Below are 17,081 nucleotides of genomic sequence, written 5' to 3'. Positions count from 1 at the left end.
GCCTTAAAAAAGCAATGCCCCGTAGTGGTGGAACACTGACGAGGCATCTAACCAAACCGTTAATAGAGGTAACGATTATGGCTGATACACAGTCTAACCAAACTCGCCCAAAATTTATATTCCTAATTGTATCCGGTACTCAGTGGTTGGCTGGCCTGTCTTCTCTGATCTTCGCATTACGTCAGGGGACATGCCATGAGTAAGAAACCAATCTCATTAAAACAGGCGCTGCATCGTGCAAGTCTGGGAATTTCACTTTTCACATTCATTACCCAAAAAGCCAAAGATGAACGCTGTGAAATCAATTTAAATAACCTGATTGCATTGGCACACGGCATTCATCAGGAGGTTTATCGCGACCTGTCGAAACATGCCCCACAGAATCCAGTGAATAAATTAGTTAATTGCCTTGTACGCAGGGAGAGAGAGCCATTAGGGCAATCCTCGTTTCGTGCGGGTTTATGTACCTCTTTATATGAGCTCATTCTTGAGCAGGCCAGCCAGCATTGTTCGGAAGAGTTACACGATTTGCTTTCACTGACCTGTGATATTAATCAGGAAGTTTACTATTCGCTCTATGCAGCGGTTAATGGCGAGGACGAATGATCATGAGTCAGGGAAATAATAATCAGAACAGCCGCCCATTAGATGTCATACGAACAGTGAAAACAGCAGCCACCAAACACTGGCAAAGCCTGTTGCCTGCTTGTGGTGTTGATATTCCGGCAAAAGGCAAACACGGCGCTTGCCCGATATGCGGCGGTACTGACCGCTTTCACTTTATAGATGATAACCATCATGGTGACTGGCATTGTCGCCAGTGTGATGAGCCGAATCACGGTGATGGTCTGGATTTAGTGGCAAGAACCAAAGGGATCACGGTCTTTGCTGCCGCTAAGTTGGTAGCTGATGCGCTAGCACTTCCCTTGCCTGAACCCAAACCCAAACCCGCTAAAGAGCAACCCCGAACAGCGAAGCTGATTGCTGAACGCATTGCGGCACTGGTTGCCACTACTACTGCGGGCGAATCTCAATATCTGGTGAAAAAGGGGCTGCAATGCCCCAATCAGCGGTTATTGAAAGATGGCTCTTTATTGCTGGTGGTTCAGACGCTGGACGGCACAATCACGGGCGCACAGACCATTAAGCCAAACGGTGAAAAACGCCTTGTTACAGGTACGCAGAAAAAAGGGAGTTTTATTCCCGTCTCAGAGATTACCGGAACGCCGGACACTTTCATCATTACCGAGGGTTACGCTACGGCGTTAACGGTCAGACAGTTACATAAAGGCGTAGTACTGGCAGCCATTGATGAAAGCAATTTACTCATGGTTTCCGAGCAGGTCAGAACACAGTGGCCTAACGCAAAAATCATCCTTTCTGCTGATAACGATTGGCACGAACCGGAAGAGCGGGACAAAAACGGCAGGTTAAAAAAGAATGTCGGTAAGATAGCGGCAGAAAAAGCCGCTATAGAGATTAACGGCTGGGTCACGCTACCGCCTACGGCATTGAAATCTGACTGGGACGATTACCGCCAGCATCACGGCATTGAGGCAGCAAAGCAGGCATTTAAGAACGGGTTATATCAGGTGGGAGAGAAAAAACTCATGGAAGCAGAAGCGGTGATTATCCACGAAACAAAGCCCAAAAAGGCCAATAACAATCTGGCACAAATGGCAGCCAGTCAGCGCGGGGCACTATTGGTTGAACGTTACGGTAAAGTCGCGGTTCATCCTGATAGCGAAATGGTTTACCACTATAATGGTACAACATGGGAAACCGTGTCGGATAATGAGCTGCGCCGTGCAATGGTGGCAATCTTTGACCAGCACGAAACCCCTTACAGCCCGAACGGGATCAATAACGCTATCTATGCCATGAAATTACAAGTGCCGGTTATCGGCGAACAACGGCAGGATTTAATCGGGTTCCGCAATGGTGTGTATGATTTATCGGCTCAACAGTTTACTCCGCACCAGCCGGAACACTGGTTAATGAACCATAACGGTATTGCATTCACTCCGCCTGCTGTCGGTGAGAATTTACCAGACCATGCCCCAGATTTTTATCGCTGGTTATTTCATGCGGCGGGAAGCAATGAAAACAAGATGAATCGCATTAAAGCCGCCCTGTTTATGATCCTGGCAAATCGTTATGACTGGCAGCTATTTATTGAAGTGACGGGCGAAGGTGGCAGCGGCAAAAGTATCTTTACGTATATCGCCACTTTATTGGCAGGAGAACACAATACGGCCAGTGGTAATATGAGAGCACTGGATGAAGCGAGAGGCCGTTATCAGTTTGTCGGAAAAAACCTGATTACGCTGCCCGATCAGGTTAAATATGTCGGTGAAGGCGCGGGCATTAAGGCGATTACTGGCGGTGATTTGATTGAAGTTGACGGGAAATATGAGAAGCAATTTTCTACGGTCATTAAGGCCGTGGTATTAGCCACCAATAACGAACCGATGAGCTTTACCGAACGTAATGGCGGTATTGCAAGGCGGCGGGTAATATTCCCGTTTAATATTCCGGTCAAAGAGTCAGAGAAAGATCCACACTTGCCGGAGAAAATCAGTCGGGAACTGCCTGTGATTATCCGCCATTTATTAAACGAATTTACCGACCAGAACAAAGCTAAAAAGCTACTACAGGCACAACGCGATTCTAACGAAGCATTAACGGTGAAAAGCAATTCCGATCCGTTGTATCGATTTTGTGGTTATCTGGTAACCGTCAATGATGCAACTGGGATGAAGATGGGCACTAAGAACATTAGCCCACGAGCGCCGAGGTTGTATCTGTATCATGCTTATCTTTCCTTTATGGAAGCACATGGCTTTGAACGCCCGTTAACACTGACCAAGTTCGGCGAATCGCTCCCCAAAATTATGCTGGAATACAAAAAGGAGTATCGGAAAGTACGAACCAAGAAAGGTTACTCTTATAACGTTGAGTTGTCGGAAGAAGCCGAAGAGTGGTTGCCGTCATTGCCTGAATGCCGGGGCTTTAAATCCCCACTATAAACTTTTTTGGATTAAGTCTGCATTCCCTGCATCATTTTAAATATCTATTTGTATTTAAAAGAAAATAATAGATGTATAGTTATTTCTTAGCTATACATCAAATATACATTCTCTTCATTAGGATAAAAAAGGGGTGAACAGGGGATACAGTGAATGAATATCATATTAATTACTGCAAACCCATATGTAGCAAGGCTTTGAGAAGAATGTGCAGAGGGTGCATAACTGAGAGGGTGAAAAAGATTTATAGGGGGGTATCTCTGGTAGGAGGATTACATTATCTAATTTCCAATACTCACTTTTCTTGTTTGATAAAATCATTATCACATAAAAATACTTTTATTTAACGATATAATTTAAATTAACAGTTAATCAATGGATTATAGGGCATATAACAAAATATTATTTCATCTAAATATTATCGAATGTCACATTAATATAATGTGCATTACATTGAGTGATAGTATTTTTAATTACTATGTTATATATTTTATCATTGTTATTTTGTTTTATGGTAAATTATTAACGTTACTATTGACAGAATGATGAATGGTTATATATTTTTATGGGGTAAAATAACATACAAAAGGAAATGAAATGGCAAATATTATTTACATGACCTTAAACGGTAAAAATCAAGGATTAATATCATCAGGTTGCTCAACTTATGATTCAATTGGTAATAAATATCAAGAGGATAATAAGGATAAGATATTGATTTATTCTATAGATCACGATATTAACCGAGAGCAAAATGTAAATCATCACCCTATAGTAATAACAAAGCCAATTGATAAATCATCTCCATTATTGGGAGTTTCAATATCAAATAATGAACATTTAGATTGCCTGCTTGAAATATATAGAAATAGTTCGGCAGGGGGATTGGAAAAATTTTATTCTATTAAATTAACGAACGCCGCTATAAAAAACATCTCCAGCCATTATCCGAATTCACTAAGTCACAATGATATGCAACCATATGAAAGTATAACAATTTCATATGATAGCATAACATGGACACATCACATCGCTGGCACATCAGGTTACAGTATAAGAGAAGAGAATGTATTTTAATTCTTCTCAACTAAAAACAAAATGGTACGTTCAGTATCATTTTGTTTTATCTGTATAAACAAATTCCCTTTACTCCAAGACTCACTTCCATCTGTATTCCAATATGCGTTTATATCTTTTATATAGCCTAACTTTTCAATGTAACTTATTAATTCCATTTTGCGATTTGGATTTACATTTGAAAATAGAATTGAATTAGTCATTGGCTTTACCCCATCTGGCGAGTCATACGATATAATATAATCACTTGAAATAATAGGGGTATTTTTGATCTCATCAAAGGTAAGTAAATTATATCTAATAAAATCATTTTTTGTATACGAAAAATGATTATCTACAAATAAAATAGGAATAGTAAAAGCCAGCCCTAAAAAGAACAAGGCAATAAATGTAATTTTAATAATCTTATTCAAGTTCAATCCCCACATCTCTTACTGCATCTATATTATATCCTGTTCTATCTTCAATATGTATTAGCAAATGACTCCTATCAATATCAGTGATGGGTGATATAGTATTAAGAAATGTAGGTAAAGAAGAATAATATGGCCTAGCATTATTAGGGTATTTTTGGGGATCAGGGAACAATAAAGGCTTAAACATTTTATTTTTATACTTTCCTATAGCGCCATAATAATCCCATCTTTTTAGTGCATCTTCTTTACTTATAGGTTTAAGCTGATGTAAATAATCAACTCCATTTATAGCCTGATAAAAACCAAGTAAATTTGAAACTAAATCTTCACCACTGTATCCACTATCTGTATACCAATTAAAAGGAAAGGAATCTTGGTGTGCTTCAAATAGATGAGTGGTGTGCATCATGATAGTAAGAGCAACTCTTTTTTTATCATGCAAAGATAACCCTCTTCTCACTTTCCATCTTGTTGTCTTAGATGTTCCATATTTTAATCCAAGCCCCATATATTGTGTGTATTTAATGGTAAAGTATGATTCTTTAGTATCATCACCCGAATTTATAGCAGCCATTAACATTCTGGCATCATTACCTTTTGAATGCCCTGTATCTACCCATCCTAATTTTTCGGTATAAACTAACCTTCCTTTTATTACATCACTTCTACTACTCATGAGAACTCCTGTAATTTAGTTAAGTACGCCATAAAATCTTAGATATATGATGGTACGCAAAATCATTAAATTACTGCCTATAGATGCGTTTTAACAAGAAATTACTGTTTTATTATCTAACACCAAACAATAAGTTTCTATAGAGTATAGATAATATAATTACATAATGAATTAGTAAATCCAAACCTCACTTTTTAGTAAGCCACGTACTTTAAATATAAATTCACTCTAAGCAAAAATATGCACAAAGAATATTAAACAATATTAATTTTATAATGTGATTATTACTTTAAAAAACTACTATTCTTACATTATTACCAATAATTAATCATTCGGTAATAACTCATTCATTAAAATCAGTAAAACTTAATCCCACCATTACTGCTTAAGTTAAAATATCCTACAAAAAATAATTTTTTAAATATAAGTGTGAAATGATAGTTGTGTGCTTATTCAAAAAAACCAGAATCCTTTCATTATTTTTCATAGTGTTAAAAAATCGTTTTTTGGAAAAATAAATAAATCAAAAACACCATGAAAAAACTACTCGAATTACGCCAACAAAAAGCCGATTTAACCCAACAAATGCGTTCGCTGCTGACCAAAGCTGAAAATGAAAAACGCTCACTCAATGCTGATGAAGCCAAACAGTTCGACGAGCTGCGCAGCCAGTCCGATAACCTGAATACCGAAATTGCCCGTTATGAGTCTTTATCTGATGAAGAACGCAGTCAAGCAAAGAACCAGACAACCAGTAAAACACTCAATAATGATGAACTACGCCACTATATTCTGACTGGCGAAGCCCGTTCCCTGTCTACAGGCGTCCCCGCAGACGGTGGCTATACGGTTATCCCTGAGCTGAACAAACAAATCATGCAGCAATTGGCTGATGAGTCGGTTATGCGCCGAATCTGTACCATCAAAACCACACGCAGCAATGAATATAAACAGCTTGTTTCGGTCGGGGGCGCAGCCGTAGCCCACACAGAAGAAGGCAAGGCACGTAGTGAGACTGCTACACCGAAGATGGAAGAAGTCAGCATCAAGCTGTTTCCGATTTATGCCTACCCCAAAACCACGCAAGAAATCATCGATTTTAGTGATGTCGATATTCTGGGCTGGCTGACCTCAGAAATTGCAGATACGTTTGTGGATACCGAAGAAACCGATCTTGTGAGTGGTGACGGCAGCAAGAAAGCAAAAGGCTTCCTGTCGTATCCCCGTGATACTCAAGCCGACAAGATACGTGCGTTCGGTACACTGCAAAAGCTGGATGCTGCCAAACTGGAAGCCGATAGCCTGATTGACCTGAAATTCTTACTCAAAAACAAATACCGTAAAAATGCGGTGTGGGTGATGAACTCCACGACCGCCGCTAAAGTGCAGAAACTGAAAAACGGCAATGGAGATTATATCTGGCGGGAGCGTCTGCAAGCGGGTGATCCTGATATGTTGCTGGGCTTGCCTGTCCATTATCTCGAATTTATGCCCGATAACATCATTAGTCTGGGCGACTTCAAACGCGGTTATTTCATCGTTGACCATCAAACGGGCATTCGTACCCGTCCCGACAATATCACCGAGCCGGGATTCTATAAGGTACACACCGATAAATATCTGGGCGGTGGGCTGGTGGATTCCAACGCAATCAAAGTGCTCGAAATCAAAGGCACTAAAGCAGGTTAATGAATAAGGGGCACAGCTCCCTTTCAGTTTTGGAGTCTATTGATGAAGAATGATTTTGAAATTCGCACCGCCTCACTTTCTGCCAGTGATAAAAAGCTGACAGGCTATGTGATTAAGTGGAACAGCCGATCACAAGTTTTGTGGGATGAGTTTGTAGAACAATTTTCCCCGAATGCCTTTAGCGCCAGTCTAGCGGCAAGTGCTGATATCAGGGCACTGTATGAGCATGATCATATGAACCTGTTAGGCCGTACTACGTCTGGTACATTGCAGCTTGCCGAAGATGCCAGCGGATTACGCTTCGAGTTAACCCCGCCGGATACCCAATTAGGGCGTGATGTACTGGCGTTGGTTGAACGGGGTGATATTTCCGGTATGTCCTTTGGTTTTCGTGCCGTTAAAGATCAGTGGGATACCAGCCAAACACCGTATGTCAGAACCGTTTTAGAAGCCGAATTGCGAGAAATCACTATCACCAGTTTACCCGCCTATCCTGAGAGCGGCGTGGAGATCGCCAAACGCTCCTTGAATGCGGTGAAGTCCTGCAATGCAGATTTGCGCTATTACTGGCTGCGACTGTCTGAGGTGTGATGATGTGGCCTTTTAAGCGAAATGCACCAGAACGGCGCAGTATGACGATAGATGAATTTTTTTCTCTGGCAGGCGTACCTAATACTAAATCAGGCGAGCATGTTTCCCCCTCGACAGCCGAAGGTCTGCCTGCGGTGATGAATGCCGTCACTGTCATTAGTGAAGCGGTTGCCACCATGCCCTGTTATCTCTATCGGGTTCAGCACCAACACGGGAAAGAATCCCGCGAGTGGTTGAGTGATCACCCTGTAGATTATTTACTTAATGAATGCCCGAACGATTGCCAGACACCGTTTCAGTTTAAGCGAACTCTGATGCGCCATTGCCTGTTAAATGGCAATGCTTATGCGGTCATAGTCTGGGGAAAAGACGGACAGCCACGATCATTACATCCTTACCCGCCGTCAGCCGTGGCTGCGCAACGATTATCCGATCATCGATTTGCCTACACCATCACCGAACCCTATAGCGGCAAGGTCAAAACCTACCTACAAGAAGAAGTGTTGCATTTGCGTTATGCCACCGAAGATGGCTTTCTTGGTCGCTCACCCGTCACGATTTGCCGTGAAACGCTGGGTTTAGGGCTGGCACAACAGCGCCACGGGGCAAGTATTATGAAAGACGGCATGATGGCGGCAGGCGTGATTAAAGCCGCTGACTGGCTGGATGGAATCAAGGGCAGTAAGGCGCTGGAAGCGCTCGAACGCTACAAGGGTGCACGTAATGCAGGGAAAACGCCGATACTTGAAGGCGGGATGGAATACCAGCAATTGGGAATGAGCAATCAGGATGCGGAGTGGCTGGCCTCCCGCCGCTTCACGATTGACGATATCGCCCGTATGTTCAACGTTAGTCCTATCTTTCTGCAAGAGTATTCGAACAGTACCTACAGTAACTTTAGCGAGGCTTCCCGTGCTTTTCTGACAATCACTATGCGCCCGTGGTTAGCCAATTTTGAGCAGCAAATCAAAGCTGCCTTACTGATGAATCCACCAAAACGGGGCATTCGTTATCAGGTGGAATTTGATACTGCCGACCTGCTGCGCGCCAATCCGAAAGAACGTTTCCAGAGTTATGAGACGGCGATTAAATCCGGTGTGATGTGCCCGAATGAAGCCCGTGAACGGGAGGGCTTATCACCCCGTGCCGGTGGCGATGAATTTAGTCAGGCATGGAAACAAACCGTGGAAATCAAACAACAGTCGGAGGCCAAAAAATGAGAGCAGGCAGATTACGGCATCGGGTAACAATCCAAAAAAATGAAGTCAGTCGGGGTAAATTTGGTGAAGTGCTCAACAACTGGGTAGATTTAGCCACGGTCTGGGCAGAAGTCCAAGCCATTAGCGGGCGGGAGCTGGTGGCATCCGGCGCGGTGTTCTCAGAAGCCACCGTGCGTATCTGGCTGCGTTATCGTGCTGATGTGACCACAGCGAACAGCATTACCTTTCACGGAGCGAACACAACGGGCACCGCTTTTAGCATTATGGCGGTCATCCCCGATGCGAAATACACCCGCCTAGAGCTGCTTTGCAAGGGAGGGATATTCCGATGAGCCGGATTGAAATTCCCCTGAGTGAAATCAAACAGCATTGCCGACTGGAGGAAGATTATACCCTTGATGATAGCTTATTAACGAGCTATGCCGCCGCTGCGTTGGAAGTCTGCCAGCAACATATCGGTAAACGCTTTGATAAAGGATTGGTTTTCACACCAGCGATTAAAGTCGGTTGCCTGCTCTATATCGGCTTGTTGTATGAAAATCGGGAAATGGTGACAGATGTTGAGCTGAAAGAAGTGCCTTTTACCATCAAATCACTGTGGTCTGTCTATCGTGATGTGGGGATCTACTGATGCCGTGGCAACCGTTAAGACGTTGTAGCTATCCAAGTTGTAAACAACGGGTAGCATCCGGTCGCTGTGAGGAACATCGGCGGGAACAGAACAGGCAGCGCGGTACACGTACCGAACGTGGCTACAGTAACCGATGGGGCAAGTGCAGGCTGATGTATCTCAAGGCGAATCCCTTATGTGTCCATTGCCTCAAACAAAACAGTTACACACCCGCCACCATTGTAGATCACATTATCCCAATCAATGGTGAGAGTGATGTGTTGTTCTGGCCTGCATCTAATCATCAAGCACTATGCCATGCCTGCCATAACCGTAAGACCATCCAGACAGATCCCATCACCAAAGCCAAGCGCAAACAGGGAAGCTATCAGGAACAGGAAGCAGAAGCGATATGGTTGGTTAACTTCGGAATAATAACAAACTGAAATAACGGGGTAGGGGTATCAAAAATGACAAACATCCCTCTGAACGGAACCGCCCCCTCCTTCAATTTTTACGCCCGGCAATTTTTTTGAAAATAAATCACAAGGAACAGCGAACATTATGGCAAGAGCACCCAAACCACCCAACTATTTAAACGAGATTGCCGCCAGTCAATGGAAGGCCAAAAGCAAAATCTTAAACGAGCGGGAAGATTTGAACGCTGCCGACTGGAACAATTTAGAACTGTACTGCGTCAACTACGCCATTTACCGAAAAGCCGTGGCAGACCTTGATATCCGAGGCTTTAGCATTGTGAATAGTCAGGGAAGCGAAAGCCGTAATCCGTCATTGAGTGCCAAAGCCGACGCTGAAAAAATCATGATAAAAATGTCTTCATTACTGGGTTTTGACCCGGTATCACGGCGGAAAAATCCGGTGGAAACGGAAGAAGAGGACGAGCTAGACCGCTTATGAACGCATGGGAGCAGTACGCTTTTGATATCGAAAACGGCACAATTCCGGCCTGTAAACGGGTAAAACAGGCGGTAAAACGTTATTTTAACGACCTGAATAACCCACTTTATGTATTTGATTCGGAGGTGGTGGAGCGGTTTATTGCATTTTCCCGTCACTGTCCGCACGTCAAAGGCCATTTGCGGGGCAAACCGATTATATTAGAGTCGTGGCAGCAGTTTGCCTTTGCGAATCTGTTCGGCTTCAAAGTGAAAGCTACCGGACGGCGGAAATACCGCAGTGCTTATATTCAGGTGCCGCGTAAAAATGCCAAATCTACTGTTGCCGCAATATTGGCTAACTGGTTTCTGGTGATGGAGAACGGGCAGCAGGATATTTACACCGCCGCCGTGAGCCGTGATCAGGCGCGTATTGTGTTTGATGATGCCCGCCAGATGAGTCTGTTATCAAAGCCCCTGAAAAAACGGGTTGTTATCCAGCAACACAAAATAACCTATCCGAAGAGCAATAGCCTGCTAAAACCGCTGGCAGCCAAAGCTGCTACCATCGAAGGTACTAACCCCAGTCTGGCGATTGTCGATGAATATCATTTGCACCCTGATAACGCCGTCTACTCTGCCCTTGAATTAGGTATGGGCGCACGTCCCGAAGGTATTTTGTTTGCCATTACCACGGCGGGCAGTAATGTAATCTCAGCCTGTAAACAGCACTATGATTATTGTTGTCAGATTCTGGATGGCGAAGAGCAAAACGAATCCCTGTTTGCCCTAATATACGAACTAGACGACGAGAAAGAAATTGATGATGAAACGCTCTGGATAAAGGCCAATCCCAATCTGAATATCTCCGTAGACAGTGCTGCGTTGCATGACACCATCCAGAAAGCACGGGGCATTCCCTCACAATGGACAGAAATGCTCACCAAACGTTTTAATATCTGGTGTCAGGGTGCAACACCGTGGATGGGTGAAGGGGCTTGGAAAGCCTGTAAGACTGATTATGACGAGAACGACCTGAAAGGACTGGAGTGTTACGCTGGCTTGGACTTATCTTCAACGGGGGATATCACCAGCATCTGTTATACCTTCCCCGTGGATAACGAACTGTTATTACTGACCCGTCATTACTTGCCGGAAGCTCAGTTACAAAATCCTGCCAATAAGAATCGGGCAATTTACCGTCAGTGGACACAAATGGGCTGGATACGTACTACCGTAGGCGATTGCATTGATTATGATCGTATCCGTGATGATATTCTCAAAGACAGCCAGCACTTTGATATCAAGCTGGTGGGTTTTGATACATGGAACGCCACACACTTACGCACCCAATTACAAGGCGCGGGGCTGGATGTTGAACCCTTCCCGCAAACCTATATGCGCTTTAGCCCTGTGGCGAAATCTGCCGAGGTGTTTGTTAACCGCAAAATCATTTGTCACAACGGCGATCCGGTGCTGGCATGGGCGATATCCAATGTCGTGATGGAGACAGACGCGAACGCCAATATCAAGCCGAACAAGAAGAAATCAGCGAACAAAATTGATCCTGCAATCGCGTTTCTGATGAGTTTTGGCTCATGGCAAGTAGAGCATGAAGAGTTTGCTTTTAGATTGAGTGAAGAAAAGCAGCAGCTATTGGATAACTTTGATGGAATTTAATGTACATATTTTTTGATTTTAAAATTAGGTTAATATACCTTGGAAATAGATAAATACCAAAACACTATATTAATTTTTATTATATGGAATAATAGAATGATTACTGCAATTGTAAAAGCAAAGATTTTATCTGGTAAAGAAGATGAGTTACGCAATATTGCAAATGTTTTACAATTTGAATACGCACCATTAGAAAAAGGCTGCCATCGCTACGAATCGTTTATTGATGGTGATACTTTTATCACTATTGAAACATGGGAAAATCAGTCTTTTTTAGATGTTCATTTAGAGCAAGAACACGTCAAGAAATATGTACCTAAAATGAGGTCATGTGTTATTGATGAAATTTTTAATGTAACATTTATAGATGGTGGAATGGTAACACAAACTAAAATTTAAGTATTAAAGCTCATGCTCACCTTTTTATTGATAATTTTCGGTGGGATGTGTTGTAATTTCTTTTCACAAGATCAGTACATTCCTTTTAATGTACTGACTTATAGATCACCCTCCTGATAGTTTTTGGTAAAACATCAAGAAATTTTATTTACCTTGAGTGAAAAATAGTAACAATAACTAACTAATTTAATAGCATATAACGTAAAAAGTTAAGCGTTTATACTGGTTCGCTTATTGAGTCCAATAAACCAATCAGTTAAAGTAGCCGCGCCATTAGCAAAATCTATTGGTCAAGGTTTCGCAGCCTTGTAAGTTCTCCACTGGTAGGATGTTTCTACCAGTGTGCCTGCACTCGCCCATTCAATGGCGGTTCAGGCAGGGGAGGCTTCGGCCTCGCCGGTTGAGAACTCCGGTACTGCGAACCCTGTCTTGAATCGCCACCATCAATGTTCAATTAATGGAAGGGGTAGCAGGAATGAATAATGTTAAAAATGACTGGCATCAAGCTGATATTATTGCCGCACTACGTAAGCGTGGTACAACCTTAGCGGCTGTTTCTCGTGAATCTGGCCTCAGTTCATCTACACTGGCAAATACTCTCAGTCGTCCGTGGCCGAAAGGCGAATGGATTATTGCCAACTATCTTGAAATACATCCCTCAGAAATTTGGCCTAGTCGCTATTTTGATGGCGATGGTCAGCCTATTGAACGAACAGTACGTAAAGTTTCCATTGAATAGTTCGATTTCAGTGAAACCAGCCATGAGATAAAATGATACATGTAGTTATAATTTAATCCTCATGGCTAGGTATCTTTATATCCGTTTATTTATTTTTGTGTTCTGTATTAGTCGGAAATGAAAGTGGCGATATGTATTATAGCATCTAGGTAACTCCGCTTTATGTACATCATTATTCATTCACTTAAAATAGTATTTTAACCAAGGTATAAGTTAACCAGATAATTTATCTGATTAACTTAAAATAGGTTATTTTAAGAATGATCTATAATTTAGAGAGTTTCACTTTTATTTGAAAGTAAGATAGTTTTATGCAGGTAATGAATTTATAACCTGTGATGCAATGATTTGAAACTATAGGAGCTAATATGCTAATGGGTAGAAAGATTGTAAAAAAAACAAGAGAGATGTAATGTATTGAATAAGGCTGTTGTATTATGGTTGTTATAAAAAGTATAAAAATACAAATTAGCATCATTCTTAATGATGAAAAAGAAGCATCGGAATCTATTCTTATCCAAGAAAGAAAACTTCCATCAGTTGTTTCTCTTTCAAAAGAGAAAGCTCTAATTAGGGCCAATTGTTCTTTAAATGTGAACGTTTTTATAATTAATTTTCTTAGTTTTGTATTTTTCTCTATATAGATTTTCTTTCTTTTTTTATTTATCGGTTTACTAGAATTATGTTCTGATTTAGGCTCAAAAAATATTCTGTTAGTGAGAGCGAACAAAAACAGTTTTATACCTATGGAATAACTGTAACCGATTGTTTTAGCTTTTTCTAATATTCTCAAAAAGGAAACGGATAAATAGACAAAAAAAAGGTAATGGAACCAATTGGTTTTGGAGGGCATTATATATAATGCAATGGCCATTATAATAAAAAATAAAGTGGCTCGTTTTACAGATTCCATATTTTCATAGGCTAACAATTTTATCCAAGTGGTAAAATCATCGGATGTTTCATCTTTTACTAATGCAAAACTTTTGAGTAAGGTAACTTGTTCTGTAAGTGTAAATAATTTAATTATTGACTTCCTGATTTTTTTGTCATGAGTAAATCGCATAGTTATCCCAAATTTATCAGATTAAATCGAAATTTATTTTTAATTCAGAATACTAAAATAAGTAGTGGTAATTATTCAAGAGTGATAATTTAATGGACTTAAAAACAGAATTTGGGCGCGCATTAAACCCATTGATTAGCACTTTGGTCTCATTTTCCCCCCTGTGGGGTAATCCGTTTCCCCACACTTCACTTCCCTTTAGCCTACATTTACTCTTTTTAAGATGTGATGACGGCACTTACTTTGTTACTATGCTTTGTTGTGTTTTAGTGCTCGTGCAATGAATTGTGGGGTAATTCGTGGGGTAATAAAATGATTTATTCGCCTTATGTGAAACTAAAACTTATTAAAAATCAATAGGAAATAAATTAATGTTAAGTTATCGTCATAGCTTCCATGCAGGCAACCATGCTGATGTGTTAAAACACACTGTCCAAAGCCTTATCATTGAGTCACTTAAGGAAAAAGAGAAGCCTTTCCTTTATCTGGATACCCACGCAGGCGCAGGCCGTTATCAGCTCAGTGGCGAACATGCCGAACGTACTGGCGAGTACTTGGAAGGAATTGCCCGTATTTGGCAGCGTGATGATATTCCTCAGGAATTGTCAGGCTATATGAAAGTTGTGAAGGCTCTGAACCAGCATGGTGTTTTGCGTTATTACCCCGGTTCTCCATTAATTGCCCGTCATTTATTGCGCGAATATGATGAACTTAACCTGAGTGAACTGCACCCAAGTGATTTTCCTTTATTGCGTAGTGAGTTCTCCCGTGACAGACGCGCCCGTGTTCTGCGTGAAGATGGCTATCAACAGCTGAAATCAAAATTACCTCCTAAAACTCGCCGTGGGTTGGTGCTGATAGACCCTCCTTATGAGCTGAAGTCGGATTATCAGAATGTGGTTAAGGGTATTCTGGAAGGATATAAACGTTTTGCGACGGGTACTTATGCGTTGTGGTATCCGGTTGTTCTACGCCAGCAGATTAAGCGTTTAGTTAAAGATTTGGAAAAAACCGGGATCCGCAAAATTTTGCAGATTGAGCTTGGCGTGCGTCCGGATAGTGATCAGCGCGGTATGACGGCATCCGGCATGATTGTGATCAACCCGCCGTGGAAGCTGGAACAGCAGATGAAAGCTGTGCTGCCTTGGTTACAGCAGGTACTGATCCCTGAAGGCACAGGGCATAACTCAGTAGAGTGGATTGTACCGGAATAAGACTATTTTTCAGCGTGATATTGCAGCATGGAGCATCAATTTGATAGCTCTAGCCTATGACAACGAAAGCCACAATCATCATGCATAGTGATAACTTTTTGTCATAATATACGTTACGATTAAATTGTAGTCAGTAGGTTAATTGATTAGACGGAAGTGCCTAAGATGAGTAAACATTACGATTATATTGCAATTGGTGGCGGCAGCGGTGGTATTGCCTCCATTAACCGTGCGGCCATGTATGGGCAGAAATGTGCCCTTATTGAAGCTAAAGCACTGGGTGGAACATGTGTTAATGTGGGTTGTGTACCGAAGAAAGTGATGTGGCACGCTGCCCAGATTGCGGAATCTATTCATCAATATGGCTCTGATTATGGTTTTGATGCCACTATCAATCGTTTTGACTGGAAAAAACTGATTGCCAGCCGTACATCCTATATTGACCGTATCCATTCTTCGTATGAGCGTGTGCTGGATAACAACAATGTTGATGTTATCCAGGGTTTTGCACGTTTTGTTGATGCGAAAACTGTTGAAGTGAACGGCGAAATAATTACCGCAGATCATATATTGATTGCGACTGGCGGCCGCCCTAAAAACCCGGCTATTCCCGGTGCGGAATACGGTATTGACTCGGATGGCTTCTTTGAGCTGGATGAAATGCCTAAACGTGTTGCTGTCGTCGGTGCTGGTTATATTGCGGTGGAAATAGCCGGTGTTTTGAATGCATTAGGTAGCGAAACGCATCTGTTTGTACGTAAGCATGCACCTTTGCGTTCTTTTGATCCGTTGATCGTAAATACATTGCTGGAAGTTATCAACAATGAAGGGCCGACTCTGCATACGGAAGCTGTACCAAAGGCTGTGATAAAAAATGCTGATGGCAGCCTGACTCTGCAATTACAAGATGGCAGAGAACAGACGGTTGATACTCTGATTTGGGCGATTGGGCGTGAACCTGCGACAGATAATCTGAATTTGTCCGCTGTTGGTGTGGCATTGAATGAATCAGGCTATATTCAGGTTGATAAGTATCAGAATACCAATGTAAAAGGTATTTATGCTGTGGGCGATAATACAGGTGCTGTGGAGCTGACACCCGTTGCGGTAGCGGCAGGTCGCCGTTTATCAGAGCGTCTGTTTAATAATAAGCCGGATGAACATCTGGATTATACTAATGTTCCAACAGTGGTTTTCAGCCATCCGCCAATTGGTACAATCGGCCTGACGGAGCCACAGGCAAAAGCGCAATACGGTGATGAGCAGGTTAAAGTTTATACTTCTTCCTTTACCGCAATGTATACCGCAGTGACGCAGCACCGTCAGCCATGCCGTATGAAACTGGTTTGTGCTGGTGAAAATGAGAAGATTGTCGGTATTCATGGAATAGGCTTTGGTATGGATGAAATCCTGCAAGGCTTTGCTGTTGCCCTGAAAATGGGGGCGACGAAAAAAGACTTTGATAATACAGTGGCTATTCATCCGACTGCGGCGGAAGAGTTTGTTACGATGAGATAATTGTGTGGATGTCATAATATGTAGAATATACTGCATATATGGTATTTGGACAAAAAGACATTCCATCTTAGTCTTTGGCTAAGATGGATGTTCTCCCTGAGAGACCCTGTTTCTAAATTTGTGTAATTGCCTGTTTTTGATATGTTTAATTTATCAACTAATACAGGTGAAAAGATGGACGAGAAACAGTTACAAGCCCTGGCTACTGAGCTGGCTAAAAATCTCAAAACGCCCGAAGATTTAAGTCAGCTCTCCCGTTTC

At 42.0% G+C, this 17,081-nt stretch carries 19 protein-coding genes; 16 read left to right on the top strand and 3 right to left on the bottom strand.

The genetic code is table 11. The annotated features are described in order from the left end of the window. Positions 1 to 77 precede the first annotated feature (77 nt). The 4 genes from AACS92_RS21000 (at position 78) to AACS92_RS20985 (ending at position 4,106) form a co-directional block, all read left to right on the top strand. Positions 78 to 203 carry a hypothetical protein gene (locus tag AACS92_RS21000; RefSeq protein ID WP_255398432.1) on the top strand — a complete coding sequence of 42 codons (126 nt, stop codon included), beginning with the start codon at positions 78 to 80 and terminating at the stop codon, positions 201 to 203. Then, positions 196 to 606, top strand: a complete 411-nt coding sequence (locus AACS92_RS20995) for a hypothetical protein (RefSeq protein ID WP_099109444.1) — start codon at positions 196 to 198, stop codon at positions 604 to 606. The genes AACS92_RS21000 and AACS92_RS20995 overlap by 8 nt, the downstream gene beginning before the upstream one ends. Next, complete coding sequence (locus AACS92_RS20990; RefSeq protein WP_099109443.1) at positions 603 to 3,029, top strand: primase-like DNA-binding domain-containing protein; 2,427 nt, start codon at positions 603 to 605, stop codon at positions 3,027 to 3,029. Before AACS92_RS20995 ends, AACS92_RS20990 begins: the two co-directional genes overlap by 4 nt. Before the next feature lie 597 nt (positions 3,030 to 3,626). Beyond that, positions 3,627 to 4,106, top strand: a complete 480-nt coding sequence (locus AACS92_RS20985; RefSeq protein WP_099109442.1) for an Hcp family type VI secretion system effector — start codon at positions 3,627 to 3,629, stop codon at positions 4,104 to 4,106. On the opposite strand, the gene AACS92_RS20980 is transcribed toward AACS92_RS20985, so the two are convergent. After that, positions 4,103 to 4,519, bottom strand: coding sequence for a hypothetical protein (locus tag AACS92_RS20980; RefSeq protein ID WP_099109571.1), 417 nt, complete (start codon positions 4,517 to 4,519; stop codon positions 4,103 to 4,105). The two genes, AACS92_RS20985 and AACS92_RS20980, sit on opposite strands and share 4 nt — an antisense overlap. Further along, positions 4,512 to 5,198, bottom strand: coding sequence for a hypothetical protein (locus tag AACS92_RS20975; protein WP_099109441.1), 687 nt, complete (start codon positions 5,196 to 5,198; stop codon positions 4,512 to 4,514). The genes AACS92_RS20980 and AACS92_RS20975 overlap by 8 nt, the downstream gene beginning before the upstream one ends. Positions 5,199 to 5,732: 534 nt before the next feature. On the opposite strand from AACS92_RS20975, the gene AACS92_RS20970 reads away from it, so the two are divergent. From AACS92_RS20970 to AACS92_RS20925, 10 genes are all read left to right on the top strand, one after another. Continuing rightward, positions 5,733 to 6,887, top strand: coding sequence for a phage major capsid protein (locus AACS92_RS20970; protein ID WP_099109440.1), 1,155 nt, complete (start codon positions 5,733 to 5,735; stop codon positions 6,885 to 6,887). Positions 6,888 to 6,929: 42 nt separating this feature from the next. Next, positions 6,930 to 7,478, top strand: coding sequence for an HK97 family phage prohead protease (locus tag AACS92_RS20965; RefSeq protein WP_099109439.1), 549 nt, complete (start codon positions 6,930 to 6,932; stop codon positions 7,476 to 7,478). A gap of 2 nt (positions 7,479 to 7,480) precedes the next feature. Next, positions 7,481 to 8,698 carry a phage portal protein gene (locus AACS92_RS20960; protein WP_369800384.1) on the top strand — a complete coding sequence of 406 codons (1,218 nt, stop codon included), beginning with the start codon at positions 7,481 to 7,483 and terminating at the stop codon, positions 8,696 to 8,698. Then, positions 8,695 to 9,030: a phage head closure protein gene (locus AACS92_RS20955; protein WP_099109437.1), complete on the top strand. Its 336-nt coding sequence runs from the start codon at positions 8,695 to 8,697 to the stop codon at positions 9,028 to 9,030. Before AACS92_RS20960 ends, AACS92_RS20955 begins: the two co-directional genes overlap by 4 nt. Beyond that, complete coding sequence (locus tag AACS92_RS20950; RefSeq protein WP_099109436.1) at positions 9,027 to 9,329, top strand: head-tail connector protein; 303 nt, start codon at positions 9,027 to 9,029, stop codon at positions 9,327 to 9,329. Before AACS92_RS20955 ends, AACS92_RS20950 begins: the two co-directional genes overlap by 4 nt. After that, positions 9,329 to 9,754 carry an HNH endonuclease gene (locus AACS92_RS20945; RefSeq protein ID WP_099109435.1) on the top strand — a complete coding sequence of 142 codons (426 nt, stop codon included), beginning with the start codon at positions 9,329 to 9,331 and terminating at the stop codon, positions 9,752 to 9,754. The genes AACS92_RS20950 and AACS92_RS20945 overlap by 1 nt, the downstream gene beginning before the upstream one ends. 118 nt (positions 9,755 to 9,872) lie before the next feature. Continuing rightward, positions 9,873 to 10,226 (top strand): phage terminase small subunit P27 family, encoded by a 354-nt coding sequence (locus tag AACS92_RS20940; RefSeq protein ID WP_099109434.1) that lies wholly within the window; start codon positions 9,873 to 9,875, stop codon positions 10,224 to 10,226. Next, a complete protein-coding gene (locus AACS92_RS20935; protein WP_099109433.1) occupies positions 10,223 to 11,884 on the top strand; it encodes a terminase large subunit in 1,662 nt (553 codons plus the stop codon). The genes AACS92_RS20940 and AACS92_RS20935 overlap by 4 nt, the downstream gene beginning before the upstream one ends. A 96-nt stretch (positions 11,885 to 11,980) precedes the next feature. After that, positions 11,981 to 12,283, top strand: coding sequence for a putative quinol monooxygenase (locus AACS92_RS20930; RefSeq protein WP_099109432.1), 303 nt, complete (start codon positions 11,981 to 11,983; stop codon positions 12,281 to 12,283). A gap of 475 nt (positions 12,284 to 12,758) precedes the next feature. Then, positions 12,759 to 13,022, top strand: coding sequence for a helix-turn-helix domain-containing protein (locus tag AACS92_RS20925; protein ID WP_099109431.1), 264 nt, complete (start codon positions 12,759 to 12,761; stop codon positions 13,020 to 13,022). Between the two features lie 265 nt (positions 13,023 to 13,287). Here the strand turns inward: AACS92_RS20925 and AACS92_RS20920 are convergent, their stop codons facing one another. After that, positions 13,288 to 14,088, bottom strand: a complete 801-nt coding sequence (locus AACS92_RS20920) for a hypothetical protein (RefSeq protein WP_099109430.1) — start codon at positions 14,086 to 14,088, stop codon at positions 13,288 to 13,290. Between the two features lie 371 nt (positions 14,089 to 14,459). Here AACS92_RS20920 and AACS92_RS20915 point away from each other — a divergent pair, with 371 nt between their 5' ends. After that, on the top strand, positions 14,460 to 15,302 hold the full coding sequence (locus tag AACS92_RS20915; protein WP_099109429.1) for a 23S rRNA (adenine(2030)-N(6))-methyltransferase RlmJ: 843 nt from the start codon (positions 14,460 to 14,462) through the stop codon (positions 15,300 to 15,302). Between the two features lie 165 nt (positions 15,303 to 15,467). Then, complete coding sequence (gene gorA, locus AACS92_RS20910; RefSeq protein WP_099109428.1) at positions 15,468 to 16,820, top strand: glutathione-disulfide reductase; 1,353 nt, start codon at positions 15,468 to 15,470, stop codon at positions 16,818 to 16,820. Positions 16,821 to 17,081 lie beyond the last annotated feature (261 nt).

This window comes from Xenorhabdus sp. KJ12.1, assembly GCF_963876495.1.
Taxonomy (GTDB): domain Bacteria; phylum Pseudomonadota; class Gammaproteobacteria; order Enterobacterales; family Enterobacteriaceae; genus Xenorhabdus; species Xenorhabdus stockiae.
The sequence above is the reverse complement of the archived record's forward strand: the minus strand, read 5'-3'. Positions and strand labels throughout refer to the sequence as shown.

Excerpts from the sequence above, each read along its gene's own strand:
- AACS92_RS21000 (WP_255398432.1), top strand. The coding sequence starts at position 78 with ATGGCTGATACACAGTCTAACCAAACTCGCCCAAAATTTATATTCCTA.
- AACS92_RS20995 (WP_099109444.1), top strand. The coding sequence starts at position 196 with ATGAGTAAGAAACCAATCTCATTAAAACAGGCGCTGCATCGTGCAAGT.
- AACS92_RS20990 (WP_099109443.1), top strand. The coding sequence starts at position 603 with ATGATCATGAGTCAGGGAAATAATAATCAGAACAGCCGCCCATTAGAT.
- AACS92_RS20985 (WP_099109442.1), top strand. The coding sequence starts at position 3,627 with ATGGCAAATATTATTTACATGACCTTAAACGGTAAAAATCAAGGATTA.
- AACS92_RS20975 (WP_099109441.1), bottom strand. The coding sequence starts at position 5,198 with ATGAGTAGTAGAAGTGATGTAATAAAAGGAAGGTTAGTTTATACCGAA.
- AACS92_RS20970 (WP_099109440.1), top strand. The coding sequence starts at position 5,733 with ATGAAAAAACTACTCGAATTACGCCAACAAAAAGCCGATTTAACCCAA.
- AACS92_RS20965 (WP_099109439.1), top strand. The coding sequence starts at position 6,930 with ATGAAGAATGATTTTGAAATTCGCACCGCCTCACTTTCTGCCAGTGAT.
- AACS92_RS20960 (WP_369800384.1), top strand. The coding sequence starts at position 7,481 with ATGTGGCCTTTTAAGCGAAATGCACCAGAACGGCGCAGTATGACGATA.
- AACS92_RS20955 (WP_099109437.1), top strand. The coding sequence starts at position 8,695 with ATGAGAGCAGGCAGATTACGGCATCGGGTAACAATCCAAAAAAATGAA.
- AACS92_RS20950 (WP_099109436.1), top strand. The coding sequence starts at position 9,027 with ATGAGCCGGATTGAAATTCCCCTGAGTGAAATCAAACAGCATTGCCGA.
- AACS92_RS20945 (WP_099109435.1), top strand. The coding sequence starts at position 9,329 with ATGCCGTGGCAACCGTTAAGACGTTGTAGCTATCCAAGTTGTAAACAA.
- AACS92_RS20940 (WP_099109434.1), top strand. The coding sequence starts at position 9,873 with ATGGCAAGAGCACCCAAACCACCCAACTATTTAAACGAGATTGCCGCC.
- AACS92_RS20935 (WP_099109433.1), top strand. The coding sequence starts at position 10,223 with ATGAACGCATGGGAGCAGTACGCTTTTGATATCGAAAACGGCACAATT.
- AACS92_RS20930 (WP_099109432.1), top strand. The coding sequence starts at position 11,981 with ATGATTACTGCAATTGTAAAAGCAAAGATTTTATCTGGTAAAGAAGAT.
- AACS92_RS20925 (WP_099109431.1), top strand. The coding sequence starts at position 12,759 with ATGAATAATGTTAAAAATGACTGGCATCAAGCTGATATTATTGCCGCA.
- AACS92_RS20920 (WP_099109430.1), bottom strand. The coding sequence starts at position 14,088 with ATGCGATTTACTCATGACAAAAAAATCAGGAAGTCAATAATTAAATTA.
- AACS92_RS20915 (WP_099109429.1), top strand. The coding sequence starts at position 14,460 with ATGTTAAGTTATCGTCATAGCTTCCATGCAGGCAACCATGCTGATGTG.
- gorA (WP_099109428.1), top strand. The coding sequence starts at position 15,468 with ATGAGTAAACATTACGATTATATTGCAATTGGTGGCGGCAGCGGTGGT.